Annotated in this window: 14 protein-coding genes and 1 pseudogene; 6 read left to right on the forward strand and 9 right to left on the reverse strand. The window is 38.4% G+C overall.

Going from position 1 to position 17,233, the window contains the following annotated elements; translation table 11 throughout:
• Positions 1-65 precede the first annotated feature (65 nt).
• Together J2Z23_RS09835 and J2Z23_RS09840 are read left to right on the forward strand one after the other, a co-directional pair.
• On the forward strand, positions 66-950 hold the full coding sequence (locus J2Z23_RS09835; RefSeq protein ID WP_057981652.1) for a fructose bisphosphate aldolase: 885 nt from the start codon (positions 66-68) through the stop codon (positions 948-950).
• 334 nt (positions 951-1,284) lie between these two features.
• Positions 1,285-2,562 carry an acetyl-CoA hydrolase/transferase family protein gene (locus tag J2Z23_RS09840; protein ID WP_057981651.1) on the forward strand — a complete coding sequence of 426 codons (1,278 nt, stop codon included), beginning with the start codon at positions 1,285-1,287 and terminating at the stop codon, positions 2,560-2,562.
• A 347-nt stretch (positions 2,563-2,909) separates the two neighbouring features.
• Here J2Z23_RS09840 and J2Z23_RS09845 read toward each other — a convergent pair whose 3' ends face one another.
• The gene (locus J2Z23_RS09845; protein WP_064467609.1) at positions 2,910-3,935 is read right to left on the reverse strand and encodes an NADP-dependent oxidoreductase; all 1,026 of its coding nucleotides are present in this window, start codon (positions 3,933-3,935) and stop codon (positions 2,910-2,912) included.
• Between the two features lie 164 nt (positions 3,936-4,099).
• Between J2Z23_RS09845 and J2Z23_RS22585 the strand changes: the two genes are divergently transcribed.
• A complete protein-coding gene (locus J2Z23_RS22585; RefSeq protein ID WP_082881192.1) occupies positions 4,100-4,999 on the forward strand; it encodes a methyl-accepting chemotaxis protein in 900 nt (299 codons plus the stop codon).
• 171 nt (positions 5,000-5,170) lie between these two features.
• Positions 5,171-5,839: a YoaK family protein gene (locus J2Z23_RS09855; protein WP_209973792.1), complete on the forward strand. Its 669-nt coding sequence runs from the start codon at positions 5,171-5,173 to the stop codon at positions 5,837-5,839.
• Between the two features lie 71 nt (positions 5,840-5,910).
• Here J2Z23_RS09855 and J2Z23_RS09860 read toward each other — a convergent pair whose 3' ends face one another.
• The 7 genes and pseudogenes from J2Z23_RS09860 to J2Z23_RS09885 all read right to left on the reverse strand — a co-directional run bounded on the left by J2Z23_RS09860 (position 5,911) and on the right by J2Z23_RS09885 (position 13,246).
• Complete coding sequence (locus J2Z23_RS09860; RefSeq protein ID WP_209973793.1) at positions 5,911-7,452, reverse strand: malate:quinone oxidoreductase; 1,542 nt, start codon at positions 7,450-7,452, stop codon at positions 5,911-5,913.
• 475 nt (positions 7,453-7,927) lie between these two features.
• Positions 7,928-8,743 carry a phosphonoacetaldehyde hydrolase gene (gene phnX / locus J2Z23_RS09865; RefSeq protein ID WP_057981646.1) on the reverse strand — a complete coding sequence of 272 codons (816 nt, stop codon included), beginning with the start codon at positions 8,741-8,743 and terminating at the stop codon, positions 7,928-7,930.
• Positions 8,740-9,834, reverse strand: coding sequence for a 2-aminoethylphosphonate--pyruvate transaminase (phnW, locus tag J2Z23_RS09870; protein WP_057981645.1), 1,095 nt, complete (start codon positions 9,832-9,834; stop codon positions 8,740-8,742). The genes phnX and phnW overlap by 4 nt, the downstream gene beginning before the upstream one ends.
• Before the next feature lie 12 nt (positions 9,835-9,846).
• Positions 9,847-10,845: an extracellular solute-binding protein gene (locus tag J2Z23_RS09875; RefSeq protein WP_238482702.1), complete on the reverse strand. Its 999-nt coding sequence runs from the start codon at positions 10,843-10,845 to the stop codon at positions 9,847-9,849.
• A gap of 23 nt (positions 10,846-10,868) precedes the next feature.
• Complete coding sequence (locus J2Z23_RS22720; RefSeq protein ID WP_338018420.1) at positions 10,869-11,270, reverse strand: ABC transporter permease subunit; 402 nt, start codon at positions 11,268-11,270, stop codon at positions 10,869-10,871.
• Between the two features lie 21 nt (positions 11,271-11,291).
• The gene (locus J2Z23_RS09880; protein ID WP_338018421.1) at positions 11,292-12,503 is read right to left on the reverse strand and encodes an ABC transporter permease subunit; all 1,212 of its coding nucleotides are present in this window, start codon (positions 12,501-12,503) and stop codon (positions 11,292-11,294) included.
• Positions 12,496-13,246, reverse strand: a pseudogene (locus J2Z23_RS09885) (ABC transporter ATP-binding protein). Before J2Z23_RS09885 ends, J2Z23_RS09880 begins: the two are co-directional and overlap by 8 nt.
• A 250-nt stretch (positions 13,247-13,496) precedes the next feature.
• Here J2Z23_RS09885 and J2Z23_RS09890 point away from each other — a divergent pair.
• Both J2Z23_RS09890 and J2Z23_RS09895 read left to right on the forward strand, forming a co-directional pair.
• Positions 13,497-14,261, forward strand: coding sequence for a DeoR/GlpR family DNA-binding transcription regulator (locus tag J2Z23_RS09890; RefSeq protein WP_057981641.1), 765 nt, complete (start codon positions 13,497-13,499; stop codon positions 14,259-14,261).
• A 176-nt stretch (positions 14,262-14,437) separates the two neighbouring features.
• Positions 14,438-15,439, forward strand: a complete 1,002-nt coding sequence (locus tag J2Z23_RS09895) for an LLM class flavin-dependent oxidoreductase (protein WP_057981640.1) — start codon at positions 14,438-14,440, stop codon at positions 15,437-15,439.
• A gap of 554 nt (positions 15,440-15,993) precedes the next feature.
• Here the strand turns inward: J2Z23_RS09895 and J2Z23_RS09900 are convergent.
• Positions 15,994-17,157: a DUF4317 domain-containing protein gene (locus J2Z23_RS09900; RefSeq protein WP_057981639.1), complete on the reverse strand. Its 1,164-nt coding sequence runs from the start codon at positions 17,155-17,157 to the stop codon at positions 15,994-15,996.
• Positions 17,158-17,233 lie beyond the last annotated feature (76 nt).

The following is a 17,233-nucleotide window of genomic DNA, read 5'->3' on the forward strand; positions in this document are numbered from 1 at the left end:
ATAATGGTAGGAAGATTAAATTCTGAGGTACAAGACGACACTATTTGGATAAAGGAGTGGTTATGATGAACCAGAGTCAGTTTGAGAAAATCAAAAATGGAAAAGGTTTTATCGCAGCACTAGACCAAAGTGGAGGGAGTACACCTAAGGCGCTTGCCGCTTATGGTATCTCAGAGGATGCCTATTCAAATGAAAGTGAAATGTTTGACTTAGTTCACAAAATGCGAACACGTATTATTACGTCACCTGCTTTTGATTCAAATTATATCTTAGGCGCTATTCTATTTGAGCAGACCATGAATAGTAAAATTGAAGATATGTATACCGCTGATTATTTAGCTGAAAAGAAAGGGATCGTTCCTTTTCTTAAAGTCGATAAAGGGCTTGATCAAGAGGCAAATGGTGTGCAACTGATGAAGCCAAACCCAGGTCTTGGAGATCTACTCAAACGTGCAAATGAGCGTCATATTTTTGGTACGAAAATGCGCTCTGTTATTAAAGAAGCAAATATTGAGGGAATTAAAGCTGTAGTTGATCAGCAATTTGAGATCGGTAAGCAAATTATTGCGGCTGGACTAGTCCCTATTATCGAGCCTGAAGTTGATATTCATAGTCAAGACAAAGAAAAATGCGAAGACTTTTTAAAAACAGAACTATTAAACCATCTCAACCAATTAAAAGATAATGAAAATGTTATGCTCAAAATCACAATTCCTACAAAAGCCAACTTGTATAAGGAATTAATTGATCATCCAAAAGTCGTTCGGGTCGTAGCCCTCTCCGGTGGTTACTCCGCAGACGAAGCTAATGCAAAACTAAAAGAAAATCAGGGCCTCATCGCCAGTTTCTCTCGTGCCCTCAGTCAAGACTTAAACAATGACCAAACCGAAGAGGAATTTAACACTACTCTGCAAAAAGCTGTTCAATCTATATACGAGGCATCTATTTAATACGGGGACAGTCCCCCATTGTGATAAAGTATTAACGCAATGGGGGTCAGGCCCTTTGCTAAAACCCCGTAAGACAATCACTATAAAACATATCTTGCAGTCTAGCCTTTCGACATCTCTCTACTCACTATCCCCACCATCACTCCTTAATTATTAGTTTTAAAAACTAAAACTCACCCTCTCGTATCATATTAATTAGCTTCTTCTTTTATGAAGGGGACTGTCCCCCATCCAATTAAAGCGGTAATACGCTGGGGGACAGACCCCAAATTGACACCAGGTCCTAATAGTTGGTATATTTCTATTATCATCAACGTAGGAGGACGGTTCGGACATGACCATCGGAGAGAAGGAAAAAGATTTAGCTGAATTATTAACTATCATAGGTAAACATCGTGATGTGATTGTCGCTATGGGGAATGGCGAGCCTGATTATTTATTAACTGCAATCGACGAAAATCCTAATGTATTTTCAAGTTTAAGAATACATCAAATTTTAGAGATGAAAAATCGCCAATACATACAGGGGGAACATCCAAATATCCGCTATGTTTCTTATTTTATGAGTGGATTTGCAAGAAAGGCTTTTTTAAAAGGGAAATGTGATTTAATGCCTAACCACTTTCATCAAATGCCGCAATTATTAACGAGTGTCACAGTAAATCCTGTGATTATCTGTCAAACATCCCCTATGGATGAAGATGGGTATTTTTCCTTAGGCACGGAAGCCGATTATACAGCTCATTTTATTGGTAAGGCTCCATTTATTATTCAAGTAAATGAATATGTACCGCGATCGGTCGGAGAAAACAAAATTCACATTTCACAAGTGGAAGGTTTTCTCCATCATAATCAACCTTTGCACGAGTTGCCAGAAATCCCCGTAAGGGACATCGACAAAAAAATTGCAACTTATATCGCAGAAAGGATTGATGATGGGTCTACTTTACAAGTAGGCATTGGCGGAATTCCGAACGCTGTCGTCGGCTTATTACGGCACCACCGTAACTTAGGAATCCATACGGAGATGCTTACAGATGGAATTTACGATTTAGTCCAACATGGAGCCATTACTGGAACAGAGAAAAAGACGCATAAAGAGAAAATGGTCGCTACCTTCGCTTTAGGATCAAAAAAGCTATATAATTTCTTGGATCAAAACCAGGGAATTAAAATGTTATCAGTTGATCAAGTAAATGATCCACGCATCATCGCCCAAGAAGACCAGATGGTTGCGATCAACGCATCTACAGAAATTGATTTCTACGGACAATGTGCATCCGAGACTGTTGCCGGTAAATATTATAGTTCCACTGGAGGACAGGCTGACTTCGGAGCCGGTGTTCGATTTGCAAAGAATGGCAAAGGCTTTATCTGTCTATATTCAACAGCCAAAAATGATACCATTTCTAGAATCCAGCCTACTCTTGCCCCAGGTTCTGTTGTAACAACCTCAAAAAATGATGTTGATTATGTTGTAACAGAATATGGAATCGCCCAATTAAAGGGTAAAAGCATCTTCGAAAGAACAAAATTATTAATTAACATTGCCCATCCGAAATTTAGAGATGAGCTTACATTTGAGGCAAAGAAAATGGGATTTCTAATTTAAGAGTTTCTGTGTTACAGAATTTTGTAAAAAGAGGCTGGGACACAACTAAAATGCTAAGCCTCAAAGGCGAATGTTGCATTACCTTAGCGGAGGAAATATACGTAGACTCCTGCGGGAAGTAAGAGTTCGACAAGACCCCGGAAGGCGAAGCCTGAGGATGCTTGACACTAGGGAAAGCAGGCTAAGTTCGCGCCGTCCTGGCGCAACGCCTGCATGACCCACATCCTGTAGGCCTTCGGAAGCGAAGTATATTTCCGGAGTGGGTTATTTTCACGCTAATAGTTCGGACTTTACTCAAGCGAAAACACTTTTGTCCCAGCCTCTTTATCAAACTTACCTAAAATAATTTACTTCCTATATTGGTGATCTGCCACTTTGACAAGTAATTTCCCAACATTATTCCCTTTAAATAAATCAAGGAATGCATTTGGGATATTCTCAAAACCTTCTTTAATCGTCTCGCGATATTTCAATTTTCCTTCTTGTAACCATTGGCCAAGCTGCACTGCCCCTTCATTAAAACGATCAGCATAATTTCCAACAGTAAATCCTTGCATTAATGCACTTTTCTTAATTAGCATAGTTTGGACACGCGGCCCCAAATCAAGCTTCTCCAAATTATATGCAGAAATCGCTCCGCAAACAGGGATACGTGCATATCGGTTTAATTGGGTGAACACTGCATCCGAGATCTCTCCCCCAACATTATCAAAATACACATCAATCCCATTCGGACAAGTCGCTTTTAAAGCAGCTTCCATATTATCCGTTGACCGATAATTGATTGCTTCATCAAATTTTAAGTCCTCTTTCAAATATTGAACTTTTTCATTAGAACCGGCAATTCCGACGACATGTGCTCCCTTTATTTTGGCAATTTGGCCAACAACAGAACCGACAGCACCTGCCGCTCCAGAAATAACAACTGTCTCCCCTTCTTTCGGCTGACCAATATCAAGCAAACCAAAATAGGCCGTTAAACCTGTCATACCTAATATTCCTAAATGAGTGGATATAGGTGCAAGGGATGGATCAATTTTCCTCAGTTCTTTGTCAGTGGCCACATAATACTCTTGCCAACCAAACATTCCGATGACCACATCCCCTTGCTGAAAGCGACCAGACCTAGAATCGATTACCTCACCAATTGCGCCCCCTTCAATGACTTCGTTCACCTTATATGGTTCTACGTATGATTCCGCATCCTGCATTCTCCCTCTCATATATGGATCAACAGAAACAAACAAAGTTCGCACAAGTACTTGATCTTCTTTCAATTCGCCCACATCTTGCTGAACAAATCGAAAAGTGTTCTGATCAGGCATACCATTTGGTCTCTCAGCTAAAATAATTTGGTTATTAATGATTGTCATAGCATTCTCCACCTTATAAAAATTCTTCAATTTCCTATGTACTTGCCCCCATGTTACACGGGTATAAGCTCGCTTGCAAATAGTTGCTATAAGGCAAAATCCTCCCATCCCCTTCAAGCATTGTAGGAGTAAAATTTAAATTCCAATGAAAATAACCGATATTTATGGGAGAGATACTATTTTTACTAGGAGGAAATAGTTTGACAACGATTAGTAAGACAGACCTTCACCCATTAATACAAGCTTTCATAAATGTTGGACCTTATATACAAACACTTGTTAATGAAGATATTACAATCGGTATTTATGATACCGAAAAATTAGTTATGAACTTCCCTGCAAAAACATTTTCATTAAACGTCGCACCTGGAGATCCCTTAATTGAAGGAGATATCATTACCAAGGCTATCCGCGAGAATACAAACCAAGCTATGATTGTACCTGCTGAATTGTTAGGTGTAAGTCTAATTTCTCATGCTGTACCACTTCGAGATGAAGAGGGAAAGGTCATTGGGGGGGTTGGCATCGGTCAAAATGTCGATAAAGCAAATCAGTTATCTGAAGTAGCAGGCAATCTATCGATTATAGTCGATGAGGTAACGAAAACCGTTTTAGAGATGGCTACCTCTATCTCACAATTGGCAGAAAACATGGCTCATATTTCTGGAAAATCCCATGATGTAAATAATAGCTTGAAACTGATTGAAGATGTGGCAGGGGTCGTAAAAGGAATAGCCGATCAAAGCAATTTACTTGGACTGAATGCCGCTATTGAATCAGCTCGTGCTGGAGAACATGGAAGAGGCTTTTCCGTTGTAGCAGATGAAATTAGAAAAATGGCAGCAGGGTCTAAGAAACAAGTTGAGGAAATACAATCCATTATAAATGGAATTAAAGAAATTATTGCAAGTCTAAATAAGGATATTCAAAAAACAAGCGGAGAATCTGATTCTCAGTCTGCTTCCATTGAAGAATTAACGGCAACTATGGAAGAAATTAACGCTAATGTGCAGAACTTAGCGGGATTAGCCAAAGAAAATATCAAACTAAAAACTGAATCATAATCCATTTCTAGAAAGACAACTATGAAGCAATTCAGCAAGAAATCCTTCCCCTAATTGGATGATCCATTCATTTTAAAACAATCGACTTTCCATTTTCCCTATTCTATAATAAAATTGTTTAGCTTTTGTGCGAAATGTAAGTAGATTCTTCCACATAAGGGGGTTAAATGTTTGGAAAAGCAACATGATATAGACCAAAATAGAATTTTAACTATTTTGACGGCCTTCTCTACCTTTCTTATGGGTTTTATCGATGCTTATACCTTTATTATTAGGGACGGTGTGTTTGCAAGTGCCCAAACTGGTAATATGGTGGTGCTTGTTGCAAAACTATTTGGTGGCCACTTTTGGGAAGCGATGATCCATGTATCAGCCTTTATTGGTTTTGCCTTAGGCGCCTTTTTCGGGCAAGCGATTATTGAACATTTTAAAGAACATGACTGGAAAAAGTATCGGATATACCTTCTAATTCAGGCTGTTTTCCTCTTGTTCATTGCACTTATTCAGCAACATATTGGCCCTTCCTTAATTGGGTTCCTGTTGGGGTTATTAGCCGGATATGAATTGACGATTTTTCGCAAAATCAAATCCACCAACATGAACAACGGGATTATGACTGGCAATACAAAAAACTTAATGAATAATCTTTATCTAGCCATTTTCAATAAAGATTCAGAGGCCCTACAGACCTTTTATACTTTGTTGTCGGGAATCGGGATATTTATGTTAGGTGTTGGCGCAGGTACACTCGTCCTCTATTTCGGGGCTATATGGAACTTATGGTGCGCTTTTCTCATAACTGGCTTGTTTTATCTTTGGTTACTATTCAAGCGATCATAATTTAAATTCTTTGATTCTATTAATCTCCATGAAAAAGAACCTTCCTAAATTGAAAGGTTCTTTTTATACTTTTACGCTTTTTCCAAAACCCTTGTGCCTCCAGATACGTTATGAGTTTGATTCACAATGCTTTCACTTAGACCAAGCACCTGCGCTGTCGAAGCATGGAGTTCCCGGAAAAGCTCTGGATTTTCCACTAGTGATATGCCATAGGAGGGAATCATTTCCTGTATTTTTGGTTCCCATTCTTTCATATGTTGTGGGAAACATCTATTTATAACATCAAGCATAACATGTACAGCAGTGGATGCACCTGGAGAAGCACCAAGCAATGCTGCGATGGAACCATCTTCGGCACTTACGACTTCTGTACCAAATTGCAATGTTCCTTTACCACCCGTGACGGTGTCTTTAATCACTTGTACCCGTTGGCCAGCTATGACTAAATCCCAATCTTCACTTTTAGCATTTGGGATAAATGCACGTAACTCTTCCATACGTTGCTCTTTCGATAACATCAGCTGCTGGATCAAATATTTCGTCAAGGACATTTCTTTTGCACCAGCCGCTAACATTGTCAAAACATTATGCGGTTTCACAGAAGTGATCAAGTCAAAGATCGATCCTGTTTTAAGAAACTTCGGCGAAAATCCAGCGAACGGTCCAAATAGCAATGACTTTTTATTATCAATATATCTTGTATCCAAGTGTGGAACCGACATAGGTGGAGCTCCAACCGCTGCTTTTCCATATACTTTTGCATGATGTTGCTCTGCAATTTCAGGATTATTACATACCATGAATAATCCACTTACCGGGAATCCTCCAATATGCTTCCCTTCAGGAATACCCGATTTTTGAAGTAAATGTAAGCTTCCACCCCCACCCCCGATAAAGACGAACTTCGCCTTATGGTGTTCAACAATACCACTGTCGAGATTCTTTATTTTTAAGTCCCAATGACCATCACTCGTACGTTTAATATTGTTCACACTATGTTTATAGTTGAGTTCAACATTATGTGCTTGTAAGTGCTTAAACAACATGCGCGTTAAAGCTCCAAAATTAACGTCTGTCCCAGAGTCGATCTTTGTTGCCGCAATCGGTTCATTTAAAGTCCTATCCTGTAACATGAGCGGCACCCATTCCGACAATATTTCCGGATCATCAGAAAACTCCATCCCTTCAAACAAAGGATTCGTGGAAAGGGCTTCAAAACGCTTTTTCAAAAAGTTTACATTTTTTTCTCCCTGCACATAACTCATATGCGGTAGAGACATGATAAAGTCGTTTGGATTGTGGATTAGATTACGATTGACCAAATAAGCCCAGAACTGTCTGGATAGTTGAAACTGTTCATTTACTTTAATCGCTTTACTAATATCGAGAGAACCATCTGGTTTTTCAACGGTATAATTAAGTTCGCACAGCGCGGAATGGCCCGTTCCTGCGTTATTCCATTCATTAGAACTTTCTTCTCCCGGCTTTTCAAGTTTCTCAAAAACCTTAATCTCCCAATCTGGTGCTAGTTCTTTTAGAAGTGTTCCCAAAGTCGCACTCATAATCCCGGCACCAATTAAAATAACGTCTGTTTTCGTTTGTTCGTTACTCATTTTTACCATATCCTTAACCCTAAGATTTGAAGATTGTTGTAAGCGTTCCCCTTTAAGTGTCACATCATGTGAACACACAACCTAGGAACTTACCTTTCCTATATCAATGCTTAACTATTTATATATATATATAAATTATTTATATTAAGATTATATCATAGTAGAATACTTTGTCAGCATTTTCGGAACAAAAACGCAAGGAACTGTTATTCAAAGCTTTCACTCTATTGGTCTAACAAGGAATTACAAATAAAGTGAAGAATAACAATAAGTGCGTAATACTGTCCTGCCCAGCTTCTATCGAAGCAATAATAAACAAGTTTTATTAGACTACGTATTAAGTTAAAAGTCGTCGAACACTGTCTTCGTTTTTTCTGCATCTAAACGAAAGAAAGATTATATTACCTCTCAGCCTGTTTTATTGTAAAACGGAAAAAGGCCCTTGGAAGTTACTCCAAAGGCGGTATGGGACAATTTACTTTGTACCAGGCCTTTTCCCCTCTGAAACGAGGAAATTGATTTTCTCAATGAGCGCAGGTAGTTCACACATTGATCGAATTGTAAAATCAGCACCATTTTCTAAAAAGATTTCTGCTGTTTCCGAAATAATTACCTTCTGGTCAGCCTTAGTTAATGCTTCAAATTCAGCATGACTCAGACCCATTTCAGAGCTTCCAACCAGGACACCTACCGCCCAAACACCTGCATGAACGGCTTCTTTTATATCCGAGACTGTATCCCCTACTTTCACTACCTTCCATGAAGCTGATAGTTGCAAAAATTCGATATTACGATAAATCATATAAGGATAGGGTCTTCCGAAAGAATTTGTTTCATCTGGTGTAATATAAAAATCTGGTTGATAGCCCTTTTCCAAAGCACTAGGTACAATAATATCCATCATCGTTTGGGTATATCCTGTTGTGGAGCCAATTTTTAGGCCCTTGTCTTTTAAAAGTGCAACTGTCTCCACCACTTCTGGAATTGGGTCTGTATACTTGCTTAATGAAGAGAGGAGAGCGGGCTCAAATTCAGCATAGAGATCTTCCACATCCTCCTCACCAAACATTCTTGCAAACTTTTCTTCCCATAATGCAGAAATTCTAGGCATTGAAAGCATTGCACGAATATGGTCCTTTTTCAACATGCCCATTGGCGCCCTTGCTTCCTCCATCGTCACCTCAATACCGCTCTTTTTAAAAATATCAATAAATACATTAACAGGGGCAAAACAGCCAAAATCAACCGTAGTTCCCGCCCAGTCAAGAATCACACCTTCAACTTTATTCATTTTGACAACACTCCCATATATTCTTCGATAATATTGCATAATACTAAAATATCTTCTTCATAAATTTCGCCAATATTCCCAATCCTAAATGTATTAAAATTGGTTAATTTCCCTGGATAAAGAACAAACCCTCTTTCTTTTACATAAACATAGAAGTCCTCAAAATTAAAAGATTCATATGGAAAAAGAAAGGTCGTAATAATCGGTGACTGCTTTTCTTCCGCAATATAAGCTCGTACTCCAGCCTTTTCCAGTCTCTTTCTTAAAATTTGGTTATTCTTTCGATAACGTGAATGTCTAGCAGAAATTCCGCCCTCTTCTATTAATTCATCTAAAGCTTTTGAGAAAGCAGCAACAACATGTGTTGGAGATGTATAGCGCCATTTGCCATCTCGATCCATTTCCCTCCATTGATCATATAAATCTAGAGACAGACTTCGAGAGTTTCCACTACATCCTAGTAATTCTTCTAGCTTAGCGATCACAAAGCCAAAGCCTGGTACACCTTGAATACATTTATTAGCACTGCTGATTAAATAATCAATCCTGAGGAAGGACACGTCCAACTCGACCCCACCAAAACTGCTCATGGCATCAATGATTAATACTTTTCCATATTCCTTCGAGAGTTTTGCAACCATGTCAATTGGGTTTATTATTCCAGTTGTTGTTTCACAATGGACCATAATCATATGCGTAATAGCTGGATCTTCTTCTAATATAGTTTTGATGTCCGCTTCACATGGATATTGATCATATCCTACTTGATATTCATGAAATGGAAGGCCCATGTACTGTGCGATTCTAACAATTCGTTCCCCGTATGCCCCATTTGTTATAATTAATGCCTTATCCTTATCTCTCATCGCCGTTTGGAGCACGGATTCAACAACAAAAGTTCCACTTCCTTGCATAAGGACAGCCGTGTATTCATGCATAGAAACGCCTGCAAGTTCCAAAAGCTGAGACCGGATCTTTTGAGTAATTCCTTTATAATCTTCATCCCATGTACACCGGTCATATAGCATTTCCGCTTTAACCGTGGAAGTTGTTGTTAAAGGGCCAGGGGTTAATAATTTCATATTATTCATTCTCCTTTTCGCTTATTTGGCAGACTGAAAGAACTCTTGATGTTGTTTTAATAACTCAACAGATAGTGGCACTTCAAACTTCTTTGTGTAAGCTGGTTTATGGACATTGCTAATTGTTTCTCCTTTATATAGAGCAACCGGGTAGTCTTTAAGCAACTCTTTTCTACTATCATTTACAATTACTTCCGCCATTTCCATCGCCAATTCTGCCTTTTCTTCCTCTTTATTCACAACAGCGATTGATTCAATGAGAGAAAAATTCCCTTCAATTGGATCAATATAATCAATTGGTATCCCTTGTTCCTGCGCAAGAACCGCTTGATGGCGAAGCCCAAAGCCAGCTGCTACCTCGCCAGCCTGTACTTTCTTTAAAGGACCTGACCCCGAACTTTCAAGATGCGGTCCCACATTCACCAGTAAATCACGAAGTAAGTTCTCTCCCTCACTCTCTCCATACTCAGCAAGGATAGCTTGAATTAGTAACCATCCCGTCGAAGAATCCATCATATTAGGAATCGATACAAGTCCTTTAAATTCTGGTTTGGTTAAATCCCTTATCGATTTAGGCATTGATAGGCCTTTCTCCTTGAGCACTTCTGTATTGACGAAAAGAGCTCCCGTATTCGCTAAAAAAGGTGTATGATACGCCGGGTATTCATCCAAAGACTGAGTTGTGAAAGTGAGATCTTTGAACATTTGATGCTCTTCTTGTGCAGTTTCAAGGAAATAAGAGCTCATTGTCACTAAATCAGCCTCAATTTGGTCTCCTTCGGCAATAAGTTTCCCCCCTAATTCCGAAGTTCCCAACGATTGAACAATATATTGTCCCTCATAACCTGCTGCTTTTAAGACCGTTTCCATTGCCATTACCGCTTCTTCATCACCATTTGTAACAATCACGACCTTTTTCTCTCCACCTGGTACAGCCCCTGCTTGGCTACACCCAACAAGCGCTAATACGAAACTCCCGATCATGAGACACAACCAGATCTTCCGCATCCTTCCAGACATACATATCCCTCCAATTCGTATAATCACATTCTTCTTGCTTGAATCTTATCGGACAACTTAGCTTGCCAAAGATTACAACACAGTTTCACGGTTAAATTCGTAATAAAGATTAAAATTGATAACACGAAGATCTCATTAAATTTGGCAAAATGCTGCAACTCTTTCATTTTGCTTGCGACAACAGATGTTTCAGCCGTCACTAAGAATATAACGCCACTAATCGTTACCATTGCATGAATGAAGTAATAACTCACCATTTCAAAAATTGTAGGAATGGAATTTGGCAATATAACTCGCCAAACCGTTTTAAACCAAGGATCACCTAATAATTCGCCCGTCGTTTCCCATGAAGGGTTCATTTTGGTCAACGCATTTTTGGCCATTAAATAAGGGGAAGTAAAATAATGAATAATCGTGCATAGCACAATGATCAGTAAAGTGCCTTTTTAGTTACTCCCATTAAATAATAGTAAATATGATATTCCGAGGACCATCCCTGGTACAGTATTAGTCAGCATCGATATTACATCGAGTGCCCCCTTTCCCTTTACAGTTGTTCTTGCATTTAGAAGAGCGGCGCTATACGCTACAAAAGTGCCAAAGATCGCTGTGAGTGCCGCGACAATGAGAGAATTTTTATAGACATTCACTAGATCGCTCGATTGGAGGACACTAGCAAAATGCTTTCCTGTGAAATGTAAATTATAAGGATAACTATGAACCATTGGAGCAACGAACATAACGATAAAAATAGCCAACATACATAGAAGAATCACAGATGAAAAGATTCCAAAGAATAGATCTCTTCCTCTATGGTGAAACTGGTCGATATCACTAAAACTATCATATTGAAAATTGAATCTATCAAGATATTGTAAAAGCAATACACCAAACACAGCGGGAATTAACATAAAAACAGCAATGGCTGCACCTTGTTGGAAATCTGGAATTGAGCCAAGCATTACTTGGTATAGCCCTGTCGCAACAACGGAATACGTTCCTCCAATGGAAGCGGGAATACCGAAATCTGTAAAACTTAAGATAAAGGATAAAACAAAGGTCCCACCAATTGCGCCTAATAAGGGGCGAATTGTTGTATTCATAAGGCTCCTTACCGTCCCATCCCCCATAAGCTTTGAAACAACTATAAATTTCCTATCCACATACTGAAATGAGTTATGAATGAGCAAAAAGGCTGGCGGTAGTGTATATAAGCAATAGCCAATTAATAAACCATTAAATCCGTATATCTCAAATAAGTTTTGGCCAAATAGCTTGGTGATGATTCCTTGGTTTCCAAAGGAATACATAATTGCAAATCCATATGTAATAGTTGGAAGCAACATTGGCAGCAAAACCCCTGTTTTAATGGCTATCTTTATTGGACGGTATACCCTCGTATTGTGGACAGTGTATGCTAACATAAAAGCCAATATTGTGGTGATCGTTGCTGCAAGGCTTGAAACCTTTATACTATTTCCAATTGATTCAATTAATTTTTGATTCGATAAAATCGAAAGATAATTCTCTAATGATAATCCCCCATTTGTTGTGAAAGATTGAATCAATAAAAAACCTAAAGGCGATATGAGAAAAACAGCGAATCCACATAAAATGAGTGGATACATAACCCTTATTTCTGGTCGAACACTATGCATATTGTTCACCAAATAATTGATAAATGTTTTGCCTTTTAATATGTAATTGCTTCAGTATAAACTCTTTCACAAACTCATTACTTGGCTGCTGGATAATTTGTTGCGGCGTACCAAACTGTGAAATCCCTCCATTTTGAATAATTAAAATTTTATCCGATAATGTTAAAGCCTCTTCGGGGTCATGGGTCACAATAATGGTTGTGAGCTTAAATTCCCTAGCAATTAGCTGAATACGTTCCTTTATCGATTCTTTGATCACACCATCCAAAGCACTTAAAGGCTCATCTAATAATAATAATTTTGGTTTCATCACTAATGTTCTTGCCAAAGCTACTCTTTGCTTCTGACCACCTGATAACTCACCGATCTTCTTTTTTAAATGCGGCTTTAACTCTAAAAATTCGATATACTCCCTGATTTCCTGCTCGGATACAAGGTTCTTCTTGTTTTTTAGGCCATACACAATATTGTCATACGCGTTTAAATGCGGAAATAGAGCATAATCCTGAAAAACAATATTAAATCCGCGATTCTTCATAGCTACATAACTCACATCATGACCATTAAAGAGGATGCTGCCCTGATCCATTTTCGTTAGTCCTAAAATAATGTTTAATAAAGTTGTTTTTCCGCTCCCACTTGGACCCAGCAGCGAGACAATTTCGCCTAACTCAATCTCAAGATTAATATTTTCTAACGACTTTTTCATTATATCGTTTGCTTATATTTTGCAGTTTCAGCAAACGAACTCACCTCCTTGACCACATATTTAGTATATTTTCAAAATATCAATTTTGATAAAGGTTTTTGTAAAAGGTATGTAAATGTTGCATGTATTTTCATTAAATGTTGCATAATTCATTAGTGTTTTTAGCATTATTTTTATACAGTTATACATATTTTTTCTGTAAATGCTGTTGAAAGTAGGGTAGGTCACCAGTAAACTAAATATATAGAGTATTTATAAAATAGAATGATAAATGGGTGAATAGTATGCTTCCTCTCGAAAGACAGAAGAAAATCATTGAGTTGTTAAAGTTTAAAAAGGTAATGAAGATCAAGGAGTTGTTGACAGAACTAGACATTTCCATTGATACACTGCGAAGGGATTTAAACATACTAACAAAACAAGGAAAAATTGAAAAAATATATGGTGGAGTAAAATTAGCTGAGTCTCCCTTAGCCGAATCCTCTATGGATAAGCGACTCATTAGCCATATTGAGGAAAAGAATAGTATTGCTCAAACATGTAGTGAATATATTCAGGATGGGGATTGTATTTATTTGGATAGTGGTTCAACTACTTTACAAATTGCTAAATATATTAAAAATAAACGGAAACTTACGGTCATCACAAATTCAGTTCCGGTTGTACTGGAACTGATGAACAGTAATCTCGATTTGATTATGATAGGTGGGAAGGTAAGAAAAGAGGAACAATCTGTTGTTACATATGACTACTTATTTAACTTCAATCAATTAAACATCCAAAAGGCCTTTATATGTGCAAGTGGCATTACCTTCGAAAAGGGGATTTCCGATTATCATATTGAAGAAGCCATCACACGCAAAAATATCATTTCGTTATCTAGTGAAATCTATGTGGCGGCGGATAGCACAAAGTTCGGGAAGGATGTCACGGTCGGCATTACACCACTCGAAAAAGTAGATTATATTGTGACCGATCAACACATACATGAAACATTTATCACTGCTTTTAAGGATACCAGCACAAAACTTATCATTGCTAACTCATAGGTGCGCTACAGTAGCGGACCTTTAATTCAAGTTTGGAAACGGCTCGTTTCTATATTATATAAGCAAAGGACTTGATAAAGCCGTCGAGCATTTCGATGTTTTTTCCCGCGCATTATTGTTACGATAGTTAGGGATAAGGGGCTATGCCCAACTTCAACAGGAAAGGAAATTGAACAATGTCAAACATACAAATTCCAGTTTCCGTTTTAAATCTTGTGCCGATTAGACAAGACCAAGGGCCAAAGGAAGCAATTGATTCCATGGTGGATCTGGCTCAGGCTACGGAAGAAATGGGTTATACACGCTATTGGATTGCAGAGCACCATAATACATCGACATTAGTCAGTTCTGCGACATCCATTTTAATCAAACATACATTAGAACATACGGAGAAAATTCGCGTAGGCTCCGGTGGAGTGATGCTACCAAACCATGCTCCATTAGTTGTGGCTGAGCAATTTGGAACAATGGAGACCATTTACCCTGGTCGTTTGGATTTAGGTCTTGGTCGTGCTCCCGGGACAGACATGTTAACAGCAAATGCATTAAGACGTTCAAAAAGTGACACCGTCTATACTTTCCCTGACGATGTAAAATCTTTACTCACTTATTTTGGCCCAGAAGAAAAGCAAGGCGCTGTGAAGGCTTTTCCTGGTATAGGAACAAATATACCAATTTATATTCTAGGTTCTTCTCCAGATTCTGCTCATTTAGCGGCAAGATTGGGATTGCCTTATGTCTTTGCTTCTCATTTTGCACCAAGATGGATGGCCGATGCGATTGAAATTTATCGAAGCGAATTCCGGCCTTCAGAGTATTTAGCCAAACCTTATATGATTGTCTGTCTAAATGTGATTGCCGCTGAAACGAACGAAGAGGCCGAACGTGAGTCCACTACGATGCAGCAATTCTTTCTAAATGTTGTAAGAGGCTCATCCATGAAACTTAGCCCTCCCGTTAACAACATGGACACACTTTGGAATGAGCATGAAAAGGCGATTGCCTCCAATATGAGCAGCTTCACATTTATGGGGGATAAAGAAACCGTCCGAGCACAATTCAAACAATTTCAAGATCAATACAATGTGGATGAAATCATGGCTGTATCCTATATATTTGATCCAGACAAACAAAAACGCTCCTATGAAATTTTAAAAGAAATTGTGGATGAGGGGTAAATGTTTATAAAAGGGCGCTGGGATATAACTAAAATGCTAAGCCTTAAAAGAGGACAATGCATTACCTTAGCGAAGGAAATCTACGTAAACTCCTACAGGAAGTAAGAGTTCGGCAAGACCCCAGAAGGCTAAGTTCGCGCCGTCCTGGCGGCAGGCTCAAAGCGCAACTTCCTGTTGCTTCACCTACACTCGTACTTCCTTGTACGTCGTAACGCCTGCATGCCCCACATCCTGTAGGCCTTCGGAAAGCAAAGTATATTTCCGAAACGGGTTATTTTCACGCTAGTAGTTCGGACTTTTCTTAAGTGAAAACACTTTTGTCCCAACCTCTTTCCTTAGGCATTTAATAATCTCTAAAGTACATTAATAAATTAACGTGAAATTCTCCTGAAAAATATGCAAATATCCTACATGTCAAAACGCCCTTCAGTATCAGCGATGTTAAAGATTAATTATCTAGTTTAAAATGTAGCCAAAGTCAAAAATGTCTTTGGCTACATTCCGTTTTCAAAGTATAACTGGTTTATTCTAAAATAATATAGCTTACTACTTTTCTAATAACTCAAAGATGTTTCTGGGATAATTTTAAAGCCGTCAATGAAAGTGTCCTCATCCACCTCAATTAAGAGGCAGCGTTTGCCGTTATAATTCACTTGTTTTACATATTTTATATCTTGAGGGCTAATGGCAATATTGGCGACCTTAGTCTGGATTTTAATCGACTTCGATGCAAAACTTGGGATGACACTGCTTGCTTTCATTTCATATTTTTCATCATCGATAACTTTTTGAAAGGCCATTTCTACTTTATCAGTATCAACGTCCTCCACACCGCTCACTTTTAAAACGCGTTCCACGTCCTTGTAATCCAGTTTAGGTGCTTCGTCTTCCTCCTCTTCATCGATAATCCGATTAATTTCTTCATACACATTGGATAGTGTACTTGTATCAACTTCTTCTCCAACGACTTCTTTGACAATTTCCTCAAAAACAGCCTTATCGTCCTCAGCTGTCATGATCTCTTCGCCATTTAGAACATTTTCAATAAAATGATAATCAAGTTTCTTTCCAGCTGAATAAAGAATATGGTTCACATCAGCCGAGTTCTCAGTGAAGCACGGGAATAAAAATCCGGCTACAGGGGATTTTAGGTTGATAATAGAATCAACGGCGACACTTGCCTTAAACTCTTTTTCAATATAATCAAAAACAAGAGATTTTTTCGGTTGATCTGTTTGATTCATACTGCAAAGAATAAACGGATGTAAATAGACCTCATCGCGATCGCTTATTTCCGCTTCATCATTACTTTTCTTCGTCGGTTTAAAATATTCTCCCCGAATAAAAGACACGACCATATCCTTTTCATATTCAACATCCTTAAACATCTTTTCCACAATCTGAAGCATGGACTTTTCCCAATCCCCATCATCCATATTGAGTGCCTCATAGAGAATGACTTGGGTATGATCTTCTGCCTGCTCTTGAAACCTCACTTCGAACAGCTTTTGATCCACCTTTCCAGTCAATACCTTCTTAAAATTTGCCATAAACAACTCCTGTTGCTCCCGCTCCAACATTGGAAATGGATTGCTCTCCTGATGATAAATCTCACTACTCTCTTTCCTTATATAAACATTGAAAATATCATGTATTTTTAACAGATCATTATCCAATTTGAACTGTTTCCGTATATCAGCTATATCCTTCTTATTCATTTGAAGTCCAACTCCTTAGCCACTTTGCTTATTTACAAAGCCGCAATCTTCTCTTCTTCTATTATAACATTTTATA

It is taken from the genome of Lederbergia galactosidilytica (assembly GCF_017873565.1).
GTDB lineage: Bacteria > Bacillota > Bacilli > Bacillales > Bacillaceae_C > Lederbergia > Lederbergia galactosidilytica.

Coding starts and splice junctions, on each gene's coding strand:
- J2Z23_RS09880 (WP_338018421.1), bottom strand. CDS start 12,503: ATGCATAGTGTTCGACCAGAAATAAGGGTTATGTATCCACTCATTTTA.
- J2Z23_RS09845 (WP_064467609.1), bottom strand. CDS start 3,935: ATGACAATCATTAATAACCAAATTATTTTAGCTGAGAGACCAAATGGT.
- phnW (WP_057981645.1), bottom strand. CDS start 9,834: ATGAATAATATGAAATTATTAACCCCTGGCCCTTTAACAACAACTTCC.
- J2Z23_RS09890 (WP_057981641.1), top strand. CDS start 13,497: ATGCTTCCTCTCGAAAGACAGAAGAAAATCATTGAGTTGTTAAAGTTT.
- phnX (WP_057981646.1), bottom strand. CDS start 8,743: ATGAATAAAGTTGAAGGTGTGATTCTTGACTGGGCGGGAACTACGGTT.
- J2Z23_RS09895 (WP_057981640.1), top strand. CDS start 14,438: ATGTCAAACATACAAATTCCAGTTTCCGTTTTAAATCTTGTGCCGATT.
- J2Z23_RS22585 (WP_082881192.1), top strand. CDS start 4,100: ATGGGAGAGATACTATTTTTACTAGGAGGAAATAGTTTGACAACGATT.
- J2Z23_RS09900 (WP_057981639.1), bottom strand. CDS start 17,157: ATGAATAAGAAGGATATAGCTGATATACGGAAACAGTTCAAATTGGAT.
- J2Z23_RS09840 (WP_057981651.1), top strand. CDS start 1,285: ATGACCATCGGAGAGAAGGAAAAAGATTTAGCTGAATTATTAACTATC.
- J2Z23_RS09860 (WP_209973793.1), bottom strand. CDS start 7,452: ATGAGTAACGAACAAACGAAAACAGACGTTATTTTAATTGGTGCCGGG.
- J2Z23_RS09835 (WP_057981652.1), top strand. CDS start 66: ATGAACCAGAGTCAGTTTGAGAAAATCAAAAATGGAAAAGGTTTTATC.
- J2Z23_RS09875 (WP_238482702.1), bottom strand. CDS start 10,845: ATGTCTGGAAGGATGCGGAAGATCTGGTTGTGTCTCATGATCGGGAGT.